This is a genomic window from Bartonella sp. SD1336NMGDW, assembly GCF_042193565.1.
Classification (GTDB): Bacteria; Pseudomonadota; Alphaproteobacteria; order Rhizobiales; family Rhizobiaceae; genus Bartonella; species Bartonella grahamii.
In genome coordinates this window covers 183,354-204,620 of record NZ_JBHILW010000001.1, presented here as the reverse complement: position 1 = coordinate 204,620, position 21,267 = coordinate 183,354, and the positions used below count along the sequence as shown (strand labels likewise).

At 38.5% G+C, this 21,267-nt stretch carries 13 protein-coding genes; 9 read left to right on the top strand and 4 right to left on the bottom strand.

What is annotated here, in order from left to right; genetic code table 11:
* Positions 1–23 precede the first annotated feature (23 nt).
* The 5 genes from argH (at position 24) to ACFIKH_RS00885 (ending at position 6,477) form a co-directional block, all read left to right on the top strand.
* Positions 24–1,424, top strand: a complete 1,401-nt coding sequence (argH, locus tag ACFIKH_RS00905; protein ID WP_375670764.1) for an argininosuccinate lyase — start codon at positions 24–26, stop codon at positions 1,422–1,424.
* A 51-nt stretch (positions 1,425–1,475) separates the two neighbouring features.
* Complete coding sequence (locus tag ACFIKH_RS00900) at positions 1,476–1,655, top strand: LPS translocon maturation chaperone LptM (protein ID WP_375626049.1); 180 nt, start codon at positions 1,476–1,478, stop codon at positions 1,653–1,655.
* A 9-nt stretch (positions 1,656–1,664) separates the two neighbouring features.
* Complete coding sequence (gene lysA, locus ACFIKH_RS00895) at positions 1,665–2,939, top strand: diaminopimelate decarboxylase (protein ID WP_375626342.1); 1,275 nt, start codon at positions 1,665–1,667, stop codon at positions 2,937–2,939.
* A gap of 116 nt (positions 2,940–3,055) precedes the next feature.
* Positions 3,056–5,485, top strand: coding sequence for a TIGR02302 family protein (locus tag ACFIKH_RS00890; protein ID WP_375626045.1), 2,430 nt, complete (start codon positions 3,056–3,058; stop codon positions 5,483–5,485).
* A gap of 221 nt (positions 5,486–5,706) precedes the next feature.
* The gene (locus ACFIKH_RS00885; RefSeq protein ID WP_375626043.1) at positions 5,707–6,477 is read left to right on the top strand and encodes a class I SAM-dependent methyltransferase; all 771 of its coding nucleotides are present in this window, start codon (positions 5,707–5,709) and stop codon (positions 6,475–6,477) included.
* A gap of 144 nt (positions 6,478–6,621) precedes the next feature.
* On the opposite strand, the gene ACFIKH_RS00880 is transcribed toward ACFIKH_RS00885, so the two are convergent.
* The 3 genes from ACFIKH_RS00880 to tsaD all read right to left on the bottom strand — a co-directional run bounded on the left by ACFIKH_RS00880 (position 6,622) and on the right by tsaD (position 9,903).
* The gene (locus ACFIKH_RS00880; protein ID WP_375626042.1) at positions 6,622–7,302 is read right to left on the bottom strand and encodes a response regulator transcription factor; all 681 of its coding nucleotides are present in this window, start codon (positions 7,300–7,302) and stop codon (positions 6,622–6,624) included.
* 457 nt (positions 7,303–7,759) lie between these two features.
* A complete protein-coding gene (locus tag ACFIKH_RS00875; RefSeq protein ID WP_375626040.1) occupies positions 7,760–8,194 on the bottom strand; it encodes an EVE domain-containing protein in 435 nt (144 codons plus the stop codon).
* A gap of 614 nt (positions 8,195–8,808) precedes the next feature.
* Positions 8,809–9,903: a tRNA (adenosine(37)-N6)-threonylcarbamoyltransferase complex transferase subunit TsaD gene (tsaD, locus tag ACFIKH_RS00870; RefSeq protein WP_375670762.1), complete on the bottom strand. Its 1,095-nt coding sequence runs from the start codon at positions 9,901–9,903 to the stop codon at positions 8,809–8,811.
* Positions 9,904–10,287: 384 nt separating this feature from the next.
* Between tsaD and ACFIKH_RS00865 the strand changes: the two genes are divergently transcribed.
* From ACFIKH_RS00865 to ACFIKH_RS00850, 4 genes are all read left to right on the top strand, one after another.
* Complete coding sequence (locus tag ACFIKH_RS00865; protein WP_375653482.1) at positions 10,288–11,472, top strand: COG4223 family protein; 1,185 nt, start codon at positions 10,288–10,290, stop codon at positions 11,470–11,472.
* Between the two features lie 11 nt (positions 11,473–11,483).
* Positions 11,484–13,043, top strand: coding sequence for a heme biosynthesis protein HemY (locus tag ACFIKH_RS00860; protein ID WP_375670761.1), 1,560 nt, complete (start codon positions 11,484–11,486; stop codon positions 13,041–13,043).
* 146 nt (positions 13,044–13,189) lie between these two features.
* Positions 13,190–13,936 carry a glutamine amidotransferase gene (locus tag ACFIKH_RS00855; protein ID WP_375626031.1) on the top strand — a complete coding sequence of 249 codons (747 nt, stop codon included), beginning with the start codon at positions 13,190–13,192 and terminating at the stop codon, positions 13,934–13,936.
* A 422-nt stretch (positions 13,937–14,358) separates the two neighbouring features.
* Entirely contained in the window at positions 14,359–15,414 is a 1,056-nt protein-coding gene (locus ACFIKH_RS00850; protein ID WP_375626293.1) for a DUF2125 domain-containing protein, read from the top strand.
* Between the two features lie 1,039 nt (positions 15,415–16,453).
* Here the strand turns inward: ACFIKH_RS00850 and ACFIKH_RS00845 are convergent.
* The gene (locus ACFIKH_RS00845; protein ID WP_375626029.1) at positions 16,454–21,163 is read right to left on the bottom strand and encodes an NAD-glutamate dehydrogenase; all 4,710 of its coding nucleotides are present in this window, start codon (positions 21,161–21,163) and stop codon (positions 16,454–16,456) included.
* Positions 21,164–21,267 lie beyond the last annotated feature (104 nt).

Below are 21,267 nucleotides of genomic sequence, written 5' to 3'. Positions count from 1 at the left end.
CTTTAAATAGGTGTTTTCAGAATATGACAGATGAGAAGTTAAAGAACCAAATGTGGGGTGGTCGGTTTGCGGCAGGTCCTGCTGCAATTATGGAAGAAATTAATGCCTCTATTGATTTTGATCAAAAACTTTATCGACAAGATATTGAAGGTTCCCTTTCTCATGCGGCTATGTTAGCGCAAACGAAAATCATTTCACAATCAGATTATGAAAAAATTGTTCATGGTTTGAAACTTATTCGCCAAGAAATTGAAGACGGTAAATTTGTTTTTTCACGAAAGCTTGAAGATATTCATATGAATATTGAAGCGCGGCTGAGCGAATTGATTGGTCCTGTAGCAGGGCGTTTGCATACGGCTCGCTCACGCAATGATCAAGTTGCTGTTGATTTTCGCTTGTGGGTGCGTGAAGCAACGCAAAAGATAGCACAAGCTTTAAAAGGATTGATAGAGCAATTGCTTATTCGAGCAGAACAACATGTTGATACCTTTATGCCAGGCTTTACGCATTTACAATCAGCACAACCGGTAACATTTGGCCATTATATGATGGCTTATGTTGAAATGTTTGGTCGCGATTTATCGCGGATGCGTGATGCTCTTGAGCGCATGAATGAATCGCCTTTAGGGGCGGCTGCTTTAGCAGGTACAGGCTTTCCAATTGACCGTTTTATGACAGCAAAAGCGTTAGGCTTTCGAGAACCTACACGCAATTCGATTGATAGTGTTTCGGATCGTGATTTTGCCTTAGAATTTTTAAGCGCTGGCGCTCTTTGTGCAACGCATCTTTCACGTTTAGCAGAAGAAATAATTCTTTGGTCAAGTGAACAGTTTTATTTTATTCGTTTATCAGATGCTTTTTCAACGGGTTCGTCTATTATGCCGCAAAAGCGAAATCCTGATGCTGCCGAACTTGTGCGGGCTAAAGTGGGACGGTTGAATGGCGCATTGATGGGGTTGTTAACGGTGATGAAAGGGTTACCCCTTGCTTATTCAAAGGATATGCAAGAAGATAAGGAATATGTGTTTGATGGGGCTTTGAGTTTGGAATTATCACTAGCAGCAATGACAGGGATGATTGCTGATTTGAAAGTTAATAAAGAAGTTATGAAACAAGCCGCTGATTCTGGCTATGCAACAGCTACAGATTTTGCTGATTGGCTTGTACGCAATTTAGGGATTCCTTTTCGCGAAGCACATCATATCACAGGGTGTGCTGTGGCATTGGCAGAAAAAAAACAGTGTCGCCTTCAGGATTTATCATTAGATGAACTTCAAGCAATTTGTCCTGATATCAATGCGACACTTTTTGATGTTTTGACCGTTGAAAAATCTGTTGAAAGTCGCAAAAGCTTTGGGGGAACAGCACCTTCAGAGGTTCTTCGGCAAATTGCGTATTGGAAAAAGTGTCTTGTGAACGCTTGAGTGATTGTATTTTAAAGGTAAAAAAGAGATCGAGATGAGGAAAGAGGACAGATGAAAATTATATTAAAGGGGTTGATGATTGTCCTTTTAGGAGGCGTTTGTGTTGCTGGGTGTGGGCGTAAAGGGTCATTGGAAATGCCTCTTACAAGTGTGGAAAAGTCTGTGCAAGGAACATCTGTTGCTCAAAGTGAAGATGATAAACCTTTTATTCTTGATCGTTTGATAAAGTAGGAGGAAAGTGTGGATTTTTTCTCTTACTATCAAGGTATGCTTCATGCTGAGGGTTGTTCACTTGCTGTTCTTGCGCAGGAGGTGGGGACTCCTTTTTATTGTTATTCCGCCAATGCATTGGTTACACGTTTTAAAGACTATAAAAAGGCTTTTCAAGGGATGCCTAGTCTGCTTGCTTATGCGGTTAAAGCCAATTCTAATCAAGCAGTTTTACGGCTTTTAGCGAACAATGGAGCGGGAGCTGATGTGGTCTCAGAAGGGGAATTACGGCGTGCCCTTGCTGTTGGTATTCCGGCACATCGTATTGTTTATTCTGGTGTTGGTAAAACCATGAGAGAGATAGATTTTGCTCTTGCACAGGATATTTATTGTTTTAACGTTGAATCAGAGCCGGAACTTGAACAGTTATCTCAACGTGCTGTTGCGCTTTCAAAGATAGCACGTGTTTCATTGCGCATTAATCCAGATGTTGATGCAAAGACCCATAAGAAAATTACAACAGGAAAATCTGAAAATAAATTTGGTATTCCATTGTTGTTGGCAAGAGAGGCTTATAAAAAAGCGGACTCTTTACCTGGATTGCAGGTTTGCGGTATTGATATGCATATTGGCAGTCAGATTTGTGATTTAAAGCCATTTGAAGAAGCATTCCTTCTTATTGCAGATTGTGTGCGTCAATTGTGGAGCGATGGCTATGCAATAACGCATATAGATATTGGTGGTGGGCTTGGTATTGCCTATGGTTGTGAACAACATACTGTACCTTCTCCTTTTGATTATGCTGCGCTGGTAAAGAAATATATTGCTCCTTTAGGGATTAATATTGTTGTGGAGCCGGGGCGGAGCATTGTGGGACAAGCTGGTGTACTGATGACATCTGTTCTCTATTTAAAAAGGGGACAAGGGCGGAATTTTGTTATTGTAGATGCGGCGATGAATGATCTGATGCGTCCAACGCTTTATGATGCTTGGCAGAATGTCGTCCTTGTGAAACAAGCAGCAAAAGATGCTCCCCTTATTCGTGCAGATATTGTTGGTTCTGTTTGTGAGACTGGCGATTATTTAGCACTAGATCGTTACTTGCCGATTTTGGCACCCGGTGATCTTTTAGCAATTACGCAAGCTGGAGCTTATGGTGCTGTGATGGCGAGTACTTATAATAGCCGACTTTTGATCCCAGAAGTTCTTGTTCAAGATACGTGTTATGCGGTTATTCGTCCACGTCTTGATTATGCTCAATTGATGGGATGTGATCATATTCCTGATTGGGTTGAGAATTCTTAAGTGTTTTTGGTCTTATTTTTACTAAACTTTGATGAAACAATTTATTTTCTAGAAATTGTCTTGTATGGGGTTTATGATCTTAATGCACCACGATAAAAGGGGATAAATGCTTGTTTATGAAAAATAAAAACATCAAAGGCTTTGCAATGAAGCTTTTGTGTGTGCGCATTTTGATGTGGGGAATCCTTTCATTTGAACGGATGTGGGTACGGTTGTTGCCATTTTTCCTCGTTGTTAGTCTCTTTTGTTCGTTTAGCTGGTTGGGACTTTTTGGCATTTTGGGCTATTGGTCACATTTGCTCTTACTTGGGGTTATACTTGTTTGTGCTGGGGCGAGTTTATTTTTTCTTGTTCGTTTTCGGTTTCCCACAATACGGGAAGTGAATTGCCGTCTTGAACGCGTCAATGATCTTAGACATCAGCCTTTGAATATTCAGACAGATCGTTTATGTTCTGAAAATGATGAAGATTTTAGTGCTGTTATTTGGCGTGAACATCAACGCCGAATGGCAAAACAATTATACCATTTAAAAACTGGATTTATCTCTCTTAATAGTGCGGATTATGATCCTTTGGCTTTGAGGGCTTTGTGTGTTCTTCTTTTTGTGTGCGCTTTTAGTTTTTCTTTTGGTTCACAAGGGGGGCGTTTGGCTGATGCCTTTGATTTTCGTCCTGTTGTTGATGAAAAATTCATGCGGATTGATGCTTGGGTAACACCACCTGCTTATACCGGTGTGGCACCGATTTATTTGACAAAAGATGAGAAAACACAACTAGAAATCCCTGAAGGGAGTAATGTTGTTGTGCGTGTTGTCAATGGGGCTGGCGTTACAGTAAAAGCAAAGTCTGTAGAAGATGGGAGGGAAGTTTCGTTTTCAGAGAAAACGGAACAAACAGCTTTGAATGATCCAATCGCTCATTTTGAAACACATTTAAAGCATTCAATGAATTTATTTGTATCATCACGTCGTAAAAAACAGCAGTGGCATTTGCAGATGATTAAGGACACGCTTCCGACAATTCATTGGCTGGAAAAACCAGGGAGGATTTTAACGGGATCATTAGAGTTACGATATGTGGTGGATGATGATTATGGTGTGACAAAGGCTTTTGTTGAAATAGAGCCTTTTCTTTCTCAGAATAAAAGTGCTTCCTCTCTTTATAATGCTCCGGAAATAGAGCTTCTTCTTCCGCGTGGTGGAAAGGGAAAAATGCGGATGGTGCAAGATATATCAGCGCATCCATGGGCAGGTTCGCAAGTCAAAATTACTTTGGTGGCAGAAGATGGTGCGGGGCAGAAAGGGCGTAGCAAAACTTTTGTTATGACATTACCGCAACACGTTTTTTCAAATCCTGTCGCGCGTGCGGTGAGTGAATTGCGTCGTTTATTAGCGCTTGATGCTTCTGCGAGAGAGCGTGTATTGGATATGCTTTCTGCTTTGCTTGTGCGTCCAGAAAAAGGTTTGCAAAATGTAAAGCATTTTCTTGTTCTACAAAGTGCGTGGACAAGACTTTCTTTAGCACAAACAGAAGATGATTTGCGTGGTGTGGTGGATTATTTATGGCAAATTGCTTTGGGTATTGAAGATAATCAGCTTGAATCCGTGCAAAAAAATTTAAAACAAGCTCAAGCTGCTTTACGTGATGCATTGCGTTACGGTGCTTCAGCGGCAGAAATTGAACGGCTTATGGCAGATTTACGTCAAGCTATGGATGAGTATATTCGTGCTTTGGCTGAAAAAGCACAAGATAGTCAAGTTTCTAAAAATTCTAAAAGCTCAAAAAGTCCTAATCTTTCTGAAGCTACATTACAAGAAAAGCTAAATTTAATTGAGGAAATGGCTAAAACGGGCTCTTCTTTAGCAGCTGAACAACTCTTAGCGGAAGTTGAACAGACGCTTGATCATTTGCATGTGCAAAAAGGCAATCAAAATGAGGGAGAAAAAAGCCAATCTGCACAAATGAAAGAAAAGATGGACCAGCTTGGAGATTTAATGCGTCGTCAGCAAGAAATTCTCAATGAAACACATCAGTTAGAGATGGAACAAAAACGCGGAGAAAATGTGCCGGAAACACAGAAAAAATCTTTAAAAAAACGTCAAGCTGAATTGCAGTCTGAATTATCAACATTAGAAAAAGAATTATCAGAACAAGGATTTGAAACAGGGGGCGCATTGAAAAGGGCAGAAGAAAAAATGAATTCTGCGGAGAATGCTCTTGATAATGGAAATCATCAGGTATCTATACAAAATCAGTCTGATGCTTTGGAATCTTTGAGGCAAGGTGCACAAAATGTTTTGAAAAAAATGCGCGAAACACTCAAAGAAACGGGAAATGATCAAAATGCTGATTCTGGTCCTAAAGATCCGTTAGGACGTCCACTTTCTTCAAAAACAGATGAAGAACAAGAAGGTGAGGCACTACCACAAAAAAGTGATCAAATGCGTACGCGGCAGATTTTGGATGAAATTCGCAAACGTCTTGGTAAAGAGCATATTCCAGAAGAAGAAAAAAACTATCTTGAAAGATTGCTTCATTTTAATTAACCAGTGTTGGCTTTTTTCTTAATTGATGTCAGAAATAGTGTATGAAGAATCTCTATGGGGTTCATCTCCAAGAAAATGATTAAAGCGCTTGTAACGCAAAATCATCCTGCTGTACTGATTTTTTGATCATTTAAGTTTAAAATATGAAATATTGAAATGTTCGCTATTGCGGAAAAAGAGCAGAAGTCCATATAAGTTTGGTATATGAAAATCTGTAATGTTTGAAATTTGTTTCTACATGGTATGTTGAGTTGGATATCGTTGCGCTGAAAGATTTTTATGCTTCTGCACTTGGGCTGCGTGTGCAAAAGACGCTGTGTGACCAATTGAATTTATGGTGGCCTGATCTTACGGATAAACGGATTATGGGGTTGGGTTATGCACTTCCTTATCTTTCTACATTGCGTGAACGTGCCCAACAATGTTTTGCTTTTATGCCATCTGCTCAGGGTGCTTTCCCTTGGCCTTGTGCTGAGCAAGTTGCTACAGCGCTTGTTTTTGAAGAAGATTTGCCGCTTCCTGATGCGTCAGTTGATTGTATTTTATTGGTACATGCATTAGAATATACAGAAAATTCATTTGAAACATTGAATGAAATATGGCGTGTTTTAGCACCCAATGGCCACTTGATCGTTATTGTACCTAATCGCTCTGGCTTTTGGGCGCGCAATATTACTACGCCCTTTGGTTATGGCGAGCCTTATAGTCGGCAACAAATTACTCGTTTGTTCGAAAAAACAAATTTTGTTTCTGGGCCAATACAAGAAATTGTACATTATATGCCCTCTACGGGTTATGTTTCGCGGTTGTTCTCATTTTTTTATGAGCCATTTGCACGCTATCTTTTGCCTTATTTTGGCGGACTCTTAATGTGTCAGGCACAAAAACGTGTTTATCAGGGGTTGCTGGTACAGCGTCGTCAATCGCGACGTGTTTTTATTCCTGCGTTATCACCACAAGTGCGAAATATTTTAATTTATAAAGATAATTAATCATTTTGCCATTGGCATAAGAACTGCAAATATAGAAGGATTTTCTTATTTTAATTTTTGCACATTATATGTGAAGGTTTTTTTCATCTCGTTTTTGTTTTCATTTAAGATATTAAAATTATTTTTGAAACAGTAAATCTCGAATTAAAGATTTAAACGATAACCATTTTGATCTGTTATGAGAATTTGTGCATTGGAGGGATCTTTTTCGATTTTTTGTCGCAAACGATAGATATGGGTTTCTAAAGTATGGGTGACAATATTTTCATTATAACCCCAAACTTGTTCTAACAATGTTTCACGGCTAACAATTTTATCATTGGCATAATAGAGACACTTAAGAATTGCTGCTTCTTTTTCTGTGAGACAGATTTTAGTGTTGCATTGATCAAGAAGAAGTTTTTGTCTCAGTTTAAAAGTATAGGGGCCAAGATGAAAGGTTGTGTCTTCATTTTGTTCATATTGGCGCAACTGTGCTCGAATTCTCGCTAATAACACCGCAAAGCGAAAGGGTTTTGTCACATAATCATTGGCGCCTGTTTCAAGATCTAAAATATTATCGCTGTCTGTATCATGATTTGTTATCATGATAATGGGGGCACGAAATCCTTGGATGCGTAATTTTTTCACGGCTTTGAAACCATCAAGATCAGGAAATTTAAGTCCCAAAATAGCGAGATCAATATTTTCTTCTTGGATTATTTTCATTCCCTCTTCTGCTGTTTTTGCTTGGAAAATTTCAAACTCTTGATGCATTTGCAATTGTTCTACTAAAACGGGGCGTAGATCATCGTCTTCAACAATTAAAAGAGTATAGTGGTTCATGTTTTTCCTTATAGGCATGTTGATGCACTGATTGGTAAAGAGTAGTTTCGTGAAAAATGAGATTTCATGCAAGAAAAATTAAAAGAGGAAAATTAAAAAAAGAGCGTTTGATTGATTCAATATAAACAGGTTGGGAATGAGATAATCCTGGGGTATGAGGGGTCTCATCCAACATGTAAAGCAATGAACACTCAATATGATGCGTGTTTTAAGCGTGAAGAGAACTGTGCAACACTTAACACATATACACTGTTTAGGAGAATTTCACGGTTATTTTTGTTTTTTCGTTGCATTTGTGTGCGAGGGGGTTTTGTGTGTGATGTTCGTGGTGTTGCTTATTATAATCGTTGAGTAAGCTTTGCCTTTAGCAATACCGAAAAGATGCATCATAAAGAGGTTTTTTGTGCAATGCTATGAAGCATCTTTTTATATGAGTTAATGAATAAAAATTATTGTTTCAAGATACAAGCATTTCCCTCTTAAGGTTGCCCATCAAACAGACTTCTTTCCATTCATCTTCTGTCACGGGTTGCACTGATAAGCGGCTGGCTTTAACCAGCACCATATTTGCTAGTTTGGGATTGGCTTTAATTTGTTTTAATGAAACAGATGTTGGCATGTCACAAAGTGCACGGATATCCACACATTCCCAGCGTGGATCAGAGCTTGTAGAATCAGGGTGTGCTTCAGCACATATTTCTACAATACCTACAATTTCTAAACCTTTATTTGAGTGATAAAAAAAACCTTTATCGCCATATTTCATGGCGCGCATATTATTACGGGCTTGATAATTTCGTACACCATCCCATTGTTCGCCATTAACTCCTTTTTTCTTTTGCATCTCCCATGACCATTTGTGGGGTTCAGATTTAAAAAGCCAATAAGCCATGAGTTCTCCTTTTTCATAGACTGTTATGCATTCATCATGTGTATTTTTATAAGCATCTTTGTAACACCATCAACGATGATTTTTAAAATGGGGTAAAGAACGGGCATAATCTGTTTTTTCTTGTTTCAAAATAACGTGTAGCAGAGAAACGCGATCCATTGATATTTCACGTTGTATAAAGGTATTTTGCTCTTTGCTTATCTTTTCAGCTATGGCTTGAAATGCGTTCACTATAAGAGTTTTTTGGAGAAAATTAAGAAAATTGATTCTAAAAAGTTTTAAGATCACAACGGCAATGAAACGAATAGATGATCAAAGATGATGAGGTCAAAGAATAGCATTCATATCTATACTTTGTGGGAGAGAGTAGATCTTATAATGCTGTAAAATACCGTCATTTGAAGTGTAATGATATAAGGCAGTTTTTTGAAACATAAAGTTTTTTAGAATGTGTGGTGAATATTTAGGTTTGCGTGTCGAGCTTTGGGTTAAGTGAATTGTGTGAGTGGGAAGCAGGTGGAATCCGCTCGATAGAGAGTTCGGACTATCCATAGACCGAATTGAGTAGAAATCTTCGTTTTTTAAGATGTGTGTGTGGGGGGACGTCAATTTTATTATGCTTTTGTTCCACGGCGTCCCATTCCGATCAAGGGCGTGGCTTTTTCATCTAATGGCCAGCGTGAGCGGGGTGCAATGTCGAGAGAGCTTGTTTCTCCTCGTGCGAGTTTTTGTGCACCGGCAAAAGCAATCATTGCAGCATTATCGGTACACAAGGAAAGAGGAGGGGCTATAAATTCAAAACCATGTTGATGGGCAAGTTCTTGCAACGTAGAACGAATGGCTTGGTTTGCGGCAACACCGCCCGCGACAACCAAAGCAGGAGAACGCTTTCCTTGATTATGAGAGAGAGGATATTGGTGGGTAAAGTGTTGTAGGGCTAGGTGAATACGATCATGTATCGTATCGGTTACGGCGGCTTGAAAACTTGCGGCAATGTCAGCAATATCATTTTCTGTAAGAGGAGCTATGGCTGTTGCGGCTTGTCGAACAGCAGTTTTTAGTCCGGAAAAAGAAAAATCTAACCGTTTTTCACCTTTTAAAGGTCGTGGAAGGGGAAAGCGATTTTTATCACCAAATAAAGCTGCTTTTTCAAGTGCTGGTCCACCAGGATAAGGAAGACCTAAAAGTTTTGCAGTTTTATCAAAGGCTTCTCCTAATGCATCATCAATGGTGGTTCCTAAACGTTGGTAGTTGCCTACTCCATGAACAATGATTGTTTGTGTATGACCCCCTGAAACTAAAAGTAATAAATAAGGAAAGCTGACATTGTGCGTTAAGACAGCTGTTAAAGCATGTCCCTCTAAGTGATTTACCGCAATAAATGGTTTGCCAGTGGCAAGAGAGAGTGCTTTTGCGCTCATAACGCCTACCAACAATCCTCCTATCAAACCAGGTCCACTGGTGGCTGCAATGCCATCAATATCTTTTAATTTTGTGTTTGCTTCTGTTAGTGTTTGCAGAATTAAATGATCAAGAACTTCAACATGGGCACGAGCAGCAATTTCAGGAACAACACCACCGTAAGGTGCATGGTGATCAATTTGGCTCCAAACAACATTGGAAAGAATTCGGCTGTTTGATTCATTGTTATATTCAATGACAGCCGCTGCCGTTTCATCACAACTTGTTTCTATTCCTAGAAGACGCATTTTAAACAAAACCTTATATTGAAGCTTCTTTCCTGTGTGCGTATCATGAACAGAAAAAGATGCAAAGTATTTCTCTTAGAATTGATTTTTCTATGAAAAATATGTGTTTTGGTATTTTCTTTGAATTTCATGATATTGTTGATTAAAAAATAAAGCTGTATTTTTGAGTACAAAATGCAAATGTGTTTTTAAAAACTTGTCTATTAAAGTCTATAATTGTAAATATTATTGAGAAAAATGAGATTTGGAAAATTTTTATAAAGTTATACTCTTTATAAAAAGAATGTAAAGCAAACGAAGATATTTGAGAAAAGCTTCATTTTTAAAACTTTTTTCATTTTATTATTTTATCATTAAAAAAAGTGTGCACAAAAAGTGACAGAGATGGTCGATTCTTCAAAACCAAAAGTTAAACCACATTATGCTGGTACGCGCCGTAAGAAACCAGTTATTGAACATGAAGCTGTTCTCCATGATTCAGAGGAAAAAATCCACAATTCTGTAGAATCTCATGCGCGAGAAAAACAGAATATACAAGGTCAGGATAAAAGTACCTCTAGTACAACTTGGCTTTTCTTGTCCCTTTCTGGGATTTTGGGAGGATTCATTGCTTTGGGAATTTTTATGGGGCTTCAATGGGCTGGTTTTTTTCCTTCTCCTTTTGTGGCAAATTCTGTTGGGGGGGGAAAAGCTTTGCAGATTGCTGAAGCCGCAAAAAGTCAAGGTGAAGACACAAAGGAACAATTGAGGCGGGTACTTCAAGAAATCGATATGTTAAAAACAGAGTTTTCTTCTTTCTCAGCACAACAGTTTAAAACAACGAAAAATGATGAACTATCGAAAGAAGAAAGCAAAAAAGCTTTTGCAATTTTAGAGGAAAAAGTAAAAGCTCTTGAAGAAACTGTACAAACTTTTGTTAGAGAGTCGAAAGAAATAGAGACGGCTTTGTCTGTTGGGCAGAGCAATGCAAATGATCTTGCTGCGTTAAAACAAAAGTTAGAAGCTATCCAAGAAGAAACTGCTGTTAAAAATAGTGAGAAAAAAGAAATAGATACCGCGCTCTTTACCGCAATTAGTTCATTAAAAAATGCTGTAGAGCGTGGTGGATCTTATAATAATGAATTAAAGCTGTTACAGCAATTATCGCCTTCGATTGATGGACTTGATGTGTTGCAAAAGACAGCTACTGTGGGTCTTCCAAGTTCAGCACAACTTTCAGTTGATTTTGCTCATGTTGCCGATGCAATTGTTGGTACGCAAAATCTTGTTGCGTCAGATGCTGGTTTTTTTGACCGAATTTTAGCATGGATAAAAGGGCTCATTGTTTCGCGACCGATTGGAAATGTTGAAGGGATGACGCTTGGGGCTATTGCGGCACGCATGGAAGTTGCCATTCAAGCTGGTGATTACGAAAAGGCTTTGAGCGAATGGCAATCATTGCCTCAAAGTGCAAAAGATGTTTCAATGGATTTTGTTAAGCAGCTTGAAAGACATATTGCTATTCAACAGTTGTTGCAGCAATTGTTATTGTCTGTGCAACAAGGATCTTTTAAAGCAACAAAGATGTAAATAGGCCCAAGATGATACGTGTTTTTATTTATATTTGTGTTGTTTGTATCCTCGGTTTAGCTTTCACGTGGGTTGCTAATCACAATGGTATTTTTGTTCTCACATTTTTGCATTTCAGATTTTCTGCTTCATTTCTTACAGTGTTAAGTGTGCTTATTTTGTTTTTTGTAACGCTGGTGCTTTTATGGTGGTTATTGTCTTTCTTTTTTTCCATACCGAGTGCTCTTTCCAATTATTTTTATAAACGCCATCAAAAGCGTGGTTATGAAGCTCTTTCAAAGGGGATTCTTGCAACTTTTGCTGGTGATAGTATGGTTGCGCAAAAAATGGAAGCACGGGTTGCTAAATATCTTGCAGGAAAACAAGAGCCATTGGTAAAATTCTTACAAGCGCAAACCTTGTCTTTACAAAATAACTCTGTTCGGGCCATCGGTCTTTATGAGGAGATGAGAAAGGAAGATCCAACAAAACTGGTTGGACTTTATGGTTTGTTTCGTGAAGCGATGAAGAGTAAAGCTTATGAGGCAGCGCAACAATATGCCGAAGAGGCACTGACTTTATCGCCAGCACTTTTATGGGCGCATCAGGCGGTGCTTGATCGGTTAAGTACTGAGGGTAAATGGGATAAGGCACTTACTATTTTTGAGAGAACGCAAAAAGCTCTCCCGCGTTCTGTTCGCGCGACTCCAGAGCGGCAGCATATACAGGTTTTACTATTAAGTGGGCAGGCACTTTCTTTGTTTGATACACATCCTGTACAAGCACGTGAAGCCATTTTGAAAGCCCATAAATTGGCGCCTGATTTTGTTCCAGTAATAGTTATTGCTGCTGATATTCTTTATAAGTTAAATGAAACGCGTAAAGCGGATAAAATGATTATAGCGGCTTGGCAAAAGAATCCTCATCCTGATTTGGGGACGCTTTATCTTGAAAGAGAAGAAGGAGCCATTGGGCGATTAAAAAGGGCTAAGACACTTGCTTCTTATAATAAAGATGCATTTGAATCGGCTTTCCTTATTGCTAAAGCAGCTTTAGATGCTGGTGAAACAGCATTAGCGAGAGAGCAGGCAAAAAAAGCATTACAGTATCATCCACGGGAAAGTGTTTATTTATTGTTGGCAGATATTGAAGAGGCACAGGGAAACAATCAAGGTGCTGTGCGTCAATGGCTTTCTTTAGCACTTCGTGCTGAACGTGATCCAGTATGGATGTGTGATGGGTCCATTTTTTCTTCTTGGTCAGCGGTTTCTCCAATCAGTGGACGTTTGGGCTGTTTTGAATGGAAGGCGCCTCCCTGTATGCCTTCTCTCACATTAGAGGCGGACAATATTGTGCCGAAAAAGCAAGACAAAGAGTATGTTATGGGGAAAAGTGATGGTGTTGAAGATAAGAAGCTTAAAAAATTAACACCTATAGACGATTCTCTTTTGCATAATGCGCAGGTGGAGAAACAAGATATAAAAGAACAAGATGTAAAAATGTTCAGTCAAACTCACTTAAATGTTGATGATCCAGGGGTGAAAACAGAAGAAGAAACATCTTTATCGAGGAAAAAATTTCGTTTATTTTAAATTGCACCAATGTGATAATACAAATGTTTTCTCAGAAGAAACAATTGACCTAGAAGAAAAAATATCGTTAGTCTTGTCCAATAAAATTATTCTCTTATGCTTTAAAAATGAAGTTTTGCTTGGTTGCAGAGGTGATTGGTTAAAAAATGTTTTTACATCAGAGATGTCTTGATAAAAAACAAAAAAATAACAAACCAAGGATTGCTGTTGTTATTCATCGGCGGTCTACCTATACTGGTCGTTTAGGAAAATTTTTACAACAAAATGGTTTTGTTCTTGATATTTATCGTCCTATTTTTGGACAAAAACTCCCTGATACATTAGAGCATTATGCCGGTGTTGTTATTTTAGGGGGGCCGATGAGTGTGAATGACAGCGAAGCCTATATTGGTGAGGAAATTGATTGGATTTCGTTATCACTGAAGGAAAATAAGCCTTTTTTGGGTATTTGTCTTGGAGCGCAAATGTTAGCGCGAAATCTAGGGGGGCGCGTTGGTACAAGAAGTGATGGGACTGTTGAAGTCGGCTGGTATCCACTAGAAGCAACCCCTCAAGGGAAGGAATTGATGAATTGGCCAGAAATGGTCTATCATTTTCATGATGAAGGTATTTATGATTTACCGAAAGAGGCAATGCTTTTGGCAACAGGGCATACATATCCTACACAAGCTTTTCGTTATGGAAACAATGCATGGGGTTTGCAATTTCATGCTGAGTTTACACGTGCTATGATGCGACGGTTAGTCGTGCGTTCGGCACATAAATTGACTGAAAAAGGTGCTCAACCTGCTTGTGCACATTTGAAAGGTCGTTTAATTTATGATCAAGCTTTAAGTCAATGGTTTGAAGGTGCATTACACCAGATTTTTTGTGTACCGACCGCATTTGTGTGAGTGTTAGAAACACTATTTATTATCGTTCTTGTTGTGCTGTAAAACAGTATCGTTTAAGGCAGAGATAGAAAACTCATGTAAAACTTTACACATGAGGTATTTTTTGTTAGAAAGTGTAATGGATTTTCTTAAAAAGATCTTGGTGGGTGGACTTATGAGATACTGTACTTTAGAACGATGTATAGGAACTCCTTGAAGTGATCAGTAGATAAAATCCGGTCGATTAAGAAGTTGGATTGTTTATAAACTGACTGTGGTTAAGAATCTTTGTCCTTTTTAGGGTGGGGAGGAAGTTAAGAGATAAAGAAAGTTTTAATGTTGTCTAAATCCTTTCAAATACCGTCATCACAAAAGAGATTTTCTTTGAGCTATTTAATTTGTGGGCTCCTTTGTCTTGCTCTGATATTTATTTATAGCGCACTCTGGTTTTTTTTTCACGTAAAATAGAAGAGCAAGTTTCTGATATATTTGCAAAAGCGTCTTCCTATAATATGGCGGCGGTATGTGAGAATGTGCGCAAGGATGGTTATCCTTTACGTATCGGTGTTGTTTGCGACAATTTTCAATTTTCTTGGCCTTTACATGGGGTTTCTGTATCGACGGGGCGTTTGACAGCTGGTGCACCAATTTATGCACCTCATTTGGTCGAGTTTAATGTTCATTCTCCTGCATCAATTGTTTTTTCCGGACAAACTTCCATAGTATCGCGTTGGCGCAATTTGGTTATTGAAACAGAACCTTATTGGAAAACGGGTAAAACATTGAAGTTTATAGCTGAAGGGCTTGAAATTTCACCTCTTTCCTCTTCCCTTGAAGATCAAAAGCCTCAAGAAGCATTAGGAGAACAAACAACAGATAAAAAAACGACACAGGAAAATGTAGAAGATCAAGCATCTTTGCAAAATACGCATGACATGATTACTCAGCCGTTAGAGACAAAAGATATGCCTCAAAAAATAACGGCAGAATTTTTGCGCTTTGATCTGAAACATGAAAAGAATGATTTGTTGGGAAATATAACTTTTGACGGTTTTGATGTTTCTCTAGTTTTTACATCTTCTTTTGTTGATGTCCCAAAAATTGATGGTAACTTGAAAGTGATTTTAAATGACATCTCTTTTTTGTCTGAAGATGAAGGGAAAAATTGGCAACAGCGACTGTATGGAAAAAGTGGGCTTTTAAAGCAAGGTGAATTGACTTTTCATACAGGTGGTGGGTTACGTATTAGTGGACCTTTTTCTTTTGATGAAGAAGGATATTTGACAGCAGAATTCGAACTTGTCCATATTCAGCCCATGAAGCTTCTTAACACTTTGCAGCGCTTATTTCCCGCGCAGGACAATAATCTTCAAGCGTTATTTTTTATTTTGGGTGCACTGCCTAAAAATGCCGATGGCGCTCCCGTTCTCCCCTTGCTCATTAATAATGGGTGGGTAAAATTAGGTTTTTTAAAACTTGGTCGTCTCGCTCCACTTTAGGTTTTGTACCCAAGCCTTTTTTCATTTTTACCACCAAATTTCGATTTTTTCTGATTTTTACACTTTTTTTGCAATTTTAGAGTGTCAAAATCTATTTTAACAAAATGCGTATTTAATGGTAAAAAAATAGCTGTAAAAATAAAAAATTACCACTTACTCCTAACTAATCCCACCTCTTTTCACTTAGTACAAAATCTTATGTCAAACTACATATAGCAACAGTGTTTGTGTGGAAAAAGTGGCATTTTAAAGTATGCTGAATTGCCTTTTTATACAGGTAGTGTGGTGCCGTGTTAGGAACCTTTTTTCTTTATGTATGGAATTTTGAGCATATTGCAGATGTCTGTTTAGAGTGACCTTTGAAATAGGTAAAACAGCTTAGTTGGATGAGAATATGAAGTTGTAAAGAGGAGAATGGACGTCCGTTTTTACTGTCGTTTTTTATTCGATTTCACGTATTTCAAAAGCAGTTACAGTCATATCTTTTAAATAATGGATTAAGCATATCCTTTTGTTTCTGATGTTTTTTAATGCAGCCATATGTCTTCCACGTAAAACAGAATATATTTGTATTGCATATTTACGCATTTGTTAAAAAAATATTTCTCAGTGCTTTCTATTTCACGATGTTGCCTATGAATGGTATAATGATAAAGCCATTAAGCACCACCATCTTTTCGTTTATGGAGTAAGAAGCTAGAAGGGGGCATTTAGTTCTTTCTTTAATGTTTTTTATCTATACGCTTTTCTCATTTGCAATATGCAAGGGGCAATGCGTTTAATTGATTGAATATAAACAGACTTGAAATAAGAAAAACTTAGAATATCAGCTTCTCCTTCAACATAAAAATAATAAAACTATGATTGTAAATCAATATATTATATTTTTATGTTGAAGGATATTTGACAGTAAAATTTGAATTTATTTTTTATTTTAAGTGCTTTGTCTCAAAATGCGGGATAGCGCTTCCGTTCTTCCCTTACTAATTAGTCATGTATGGATAGAACGGGAGATTGAATGGGTTGTTTTGTATCTGCTTTAGGTTTTAAAGCCAGTATTTTGAAGTTGAGAAATCAATCCTGCTGCAAAAGTAAAACGAGAAATATTGAGATCATTTTCAATAAGGGCACTAATGCGGTTTGTAATGTTGTGAATATGATTTTCTTCTGTTTTTTTCCAAGTGTCAAAAGGATCTTTTTTCTTTCCATAATTTTTGAGGATTTTCATAACGATTTGCCGTAAGCTTTCAGAAACATTTTCTTTGGCTTGGCTTAAAGCCATACTATCATAATAATCTACTACAGGAATTATACGACTTGCTTCGTTAATGCGGTTTATACGAATGATTTGTGCAAGTGAAAAATAGATCTCTGCGGTTTTAATAAGATCACTGTTGCTTTTTTTTGCAATTAAAGAAATATCACAGATTGTTGAAGCAGCTTCTAAGAGAGCTAATTGCTTCGCTAATGCTTTTGGTGCTCCCTCTTCGCTGTAGTGTAATGCTTTTTCCTCAATCTTTTGCTTAATATCGTTGTCGTGAGAATGCATAAGCTCTTTTTCAATAATGCTACGGGCTTGCTTTATTGTTTTTACGATTTCTTCTAATGGACGTGAGAGATCTATGTTGTGTAAACCCCAACTGGTTGTTTCAAAGAGCATTGGGGTCATTGCTGCGTAGAATTTGTTTTGGACAAGACCGGGTATTTTATTATCAAGCTTATCAATTTGCTCAGACAATTGAGGAATTTCAAAACCATCGCGAATGGCAATGAAAACGCGAATAATATTTTCAGCTTTTTGTTCTGTTGCATCGTGTAGTCTATTAACAAAAGTGGGGCCTCCACGATTTACAATATCGTTGGCAATCAGCGTTGCTATAATATTACGACGCAATTGATGGTTAATGACTTCCTTCTTAAAATTTTCTTGAATTTGTGTTGGAAAATAGTTCAGCAAGGTTGTATTGAAATAGTGATCATCAACAATGGGGCTATTAGCAATTTCTTCTTTTAAGGTTAATTTAGCATATGCAAAAATAACAGCGAGTTCTGGACGGAGAAGACCTTTGCCTTGGGTTGTTCTTTGTCGTAAAATTTGCTCATCAGGGAGTATTTCAACTCTACGATCTAGAAGCTTTTTTTGTTCCAAATCGTGCATAAAGCGTATTTGATAGGGCAAATCAGTAGTGCTTTGATTTTCCGCCAAAGAAAGAGCAAGGGGTTGTAGATAATTGTTGCGCAAAACGAGTTGCTCGACTTGAGGTGTCATTTTTTTCAAGAGCTTATTGCGATCTTCGCGGGTTAACGTTTTGGCACGTAGTGCTGATGCAAGAACAATTTTGAGATTGACCTCAATATCAGAACAATTCACACCAGCAGAATTGTCAATGGCATCCGTATTGCATCGACCACCATTTAAGACATATTCAATCCGTCCGCGTTGTGTAACACCAAGATTAGCCCCTTCGCCAATAATTTTTGCACGCACTTGCTCTCCGGTAATGCGTATCGCATCATTCGCACGATCACCTACTTGGGCATCATTTTCTGTTGCTGCGCGGATATAAGTACCAATGCCGCCGAACCATAAAAGATCAACAGGGGCTTTGAGAAGAGCAGATATAATTTCAAAGGGTGTTCCTGTTTGTTTTTCGAAACCAATGGCTTGTGCTGCTTCAGGTGAGAGAGTAATGGTTTTTTCTTTTCGTGAGAAGATACCACCGCCCTTTGATAATTTGCTTTGATCGTAATCTTGCCAGCTGGAGCGAGGAAGTTTAAAAAGGCGCATACGCTCTGCATAGCTTTCGTCTATGCTTGGATCTGGATCAATAAAGATATCGCGGTGATCAAAAGCGGCAATCAATTTTGTTTGTTTGGAAAGTAGCATCCCATTACCAAAGACATCGCCAGACATGTCTCCAACACCGACACAGGTGAAGGGCGTTGTTTGAATATCCTGATCAAATGTTTCTCTAAAATGTCTTTTGACAGCTTCCCATGCACCTTTGGCTGTAATACCAATGGCTTTGTGGTCGTAACCTGCTGAGCCTCCAGAGGCAAAAGCATCATCGAGCCAAAAGTGATTTGCTTGGCTGATGGCGTTGGCGGTATCAGAAAAAGTTGCTGTTCCTTTGTCTGCTGCGACAACAAAATAGGGGTCAGGGTCATCATGACAGATGACATTGGGGGGAGAACTTATTTTGCCGTTAATTAGATTGTCTGTGATTGAGAGCAAAGCTGTGATAAAGTCTGTATAAGCTTGTTGTGCTGCTTCTATAATGAGAGCACGGTCATTTGTTTGGGGAAGCCGATGGGGATAAAAACCCCCTTTTGCACCTGCAGGAACGATAACTGCATTTTTAACTTGTTGGGCTTTGACTAAGCTGAGGACTTCGGTACGATAATCTAATGCGCGGTCAGACCAACGAATGCCACCACGAGCGATAGGTCCAAAACGCAAATGTACCCCTTCAACTTCCGGTCCATAAACAAAAATTTCTCGGTAAGGGCGTGGTTCAGGCAAATCCTCAATTTGGCGCGGATTTAATTTGGTGGCTAAAATACGCCGTGGACTTCCATCGTCAAGAGGCGTAAAGGCATTCGTTCGTAAACTCGCATCGATAAGGTTGCAATAACGGCGTAAGATGAGATCATCATCTAAACCAGACACTTTCCGTAATTTTTCTCCAATACGCTTTTGAATAACCTGTTGGCTTTTTTCCCGTTCTTTTTCTGTATGGCTTTGGTGAAACTTTAAATGAAATAAAGCATAAAGATCTTGGGTAATGTCAGGATAAGCATTTAAAGTTTGGGCAACGCGATCTTGCGAATAAGGAATACCAGCTTGCTGGAGATAGCGCCCATAATGGCGCAAAATAACAATTTCATGCCAATCAAGTTCAGCTGTTTGGGTGAGTGCATTAAAAGCGTCATTATCAGCATTTTGTGCCCAAATTGCCTCAAAGGTTTCGGCGTGTTTTTGACCGTTTTTTTCAAAATCGATATAGAGCTGGAAAGTACTTTCCAGCTGCATATCATGAAGATACACAGAGTGCCCATAGCCATCTGGTAATTCAAGGGTTTGTTCGGCAATAACGCGAAACCCCATGTTTTCAAGGAGTGGTACGCGTTTGGAAAGGGCAAGAGCTTCATGGCGGTGAAAAAGCCGAAGAGAAATAGTACGTTTTTCTTTATTTTGTGTGTGATAAAAGTTCACGAAAAGGGGCTTCTCATCATGAAGATTTAAAATATGTCCTGCATCGTTAATAGCGTCTTCAGCTGAAAATAAATCACGATAGCTGTTGGGAAATTCGCTGGCTAGACGTGTTTGTTGCTCTGTTGTTTTCTGAGTAAGAGCGATGGCTTGAACGCTGTCTTCCCAACTTCGTGCAATCGAACGTACATGTTGTTCAAGTGTGGAGCGCTCGTGAAGGGGAACAGTCTCGTTTCCTTTGCGATGGATGATATAATAGACACGTATAAGGGTGCTTTCCAAAAATAGCGGATAAGATTCAAAAAAGTCGCCTTTATAGAGCTCAACAAAATGTTCGCCAACTTTTTCACGCAGGCTGCTGCTATATTGGTCACGCGGTACGTAGACAAGGATAGAAACAAAGCGCCCAAAAGAATCAGTGTGGGCAAGAACCCGTAAACGTGGGCGCTCATCTAATTGTAGAATAAGTTTAGTGTTTTCTGTCAATGTATCAACATCAGAGCGAAACATTTCATCTCTTGGATAGGTTTCTAAAGCACTGACGAGTGCTTTTCCTGAATAATCGGCGTGATTGTGTCCAAGACGTTGAATAATAGTTTGGGCTTTTTCTTTTAAGAAAGGAATTTGCAAAATAGAACGTGTATAAGCTGAGGAGGTAAAAAGCCCTACAATGCGTAATTCTCCACAGAGTTGTTTTTCTTTATCAAATATTTTAAGACCAATATAATCGAGCCAGACAGAACGGTGAATTTTGGAGCGACTGTTGGCTTTTGTCACGATAAACAGATTATCGCTTTCCATGAAGGATAAAACTTCTTGAGGAGGTTCTTTCATACTTTCATCGTCAACAATATGAATAGAAGCATCCGTGAGTATACCAAGTTCAATATTACTCGCTGTAAAGGATTTTAGGGGTTTTTGGTCTTTGATGAAGTTGTAAGTGCGCATACCAAGGAAAATGAAATTATCGTCCATTAGCCAGTGAAGAAATTCAATAGCCTTTTCACCTTCTTGTTTGTAGTGCGGGGGAAGGCTTATTTGGTAGGCATGAATATGCTTTTTAACTTCTTCAAGCATAGGTTTCCAGTCTTGTACAGCAGCATTAACCTGTTCAAGAACTAAGATGAGTTCATTTTCAAGTTTTTGTATTTGCTGTTTGTTTAATGACTCGATGTGAATTTGCATCAGACTGATGCGTTTTCCAGAAGTACAATCAAGAATAGGGTGCGCAATTAAATAGATATGGTTTTTGTGTTGATTGAAAACATTTAAAATAGAATCGAGAAGGAAGGGTTTGTTATCATTGACAAGCGTGATAGCGGTTATAGGCTTGTTATTACGGGTCAAATTTTGGTCAAAGTAGATAGTATTTTTTCCCGTCTGATGGAGATTAAAAGCTTTTACTGCGATGGCTGCGGCTTTTTGAAGTTCTTTATTTTCGTAATAAACAATATCTTCTTCATCTGTTTGAGCAAAAAGGATTTCTTCTATTTTATCTTGGGTGTTTTTTGTTTCTGTTTTTTTTTGTTGCAACACATTCACTCTCCCTTTTTGCTCTTAGGGGTCTTCTCTTCATCTTTTTAAAAGCAGACCATTATATTTTTGTATACTGTAACACCTTCTTCTTGAAGAAAATAGCT

Coding starts and splice junctions, on each gene's coding strand:
- tsaD (WP_375670762.1), bottom strand. CDS start 9,903: ATGCGTCTTCTAGGAATAGAAACAAGTTGTGATGAAACGGCAGCGGCT.
- ACFIKH_RS00860 (WP_375670761.1), top strand. CDS start 11,484: ATGATACGTGTTTTTATTTATATTTGTGTTGTTTGTATCCTCGGTTTA.
- ACFIKH_RS00865 (WP_375653482.1), top strand. CDS start 10,288: ATGGTCGATTCTTCAAAACCAAAAGTTAAACCACATTATGCTGGTACG.
- ACFIKH_RS00900 (WP_375626049.1), top strand. CDS start 1,476: ATGAAAATTATATTAAAGGGGTTGATGATTGTCCTTTTAGGAGGCGTT.
- ACFIKH_RS00880 (WP_375626042.1), bottom strand. CDS start 7,302: ATGAACCACTATACTCTTTTAATTGTTGAAGACGATGATCTACGCCCC.
- ACFIKH_RS00875 (WP_375626040.1), bottom strand. CDS start 8,194: ATGGCTTATTGGCTTTTTAAATCTGAACCCCACAAATGGTCATGGGAG.
- ACFIKH_RS00855 (WP_375626031.1), top strand. CDS start 13,190: ATGTTTTTACATCAGAGATGTCTTGATAAAAAACAAAAAAATAACAAA.
- ACFIKH_RS00890 (WP_375626045.1), top strand. CDS start 3,056: ATGAAAAATAAAAACATCAAAGGCTTTGCAATGAAGCTTTTGTGTGTG.
- argH (WP_375670764.1), top strand. CDS start 24: ATGACAGATGAGAAGTTAAAGAACCAAATGTGGGGTGGTCGGTTTGCG.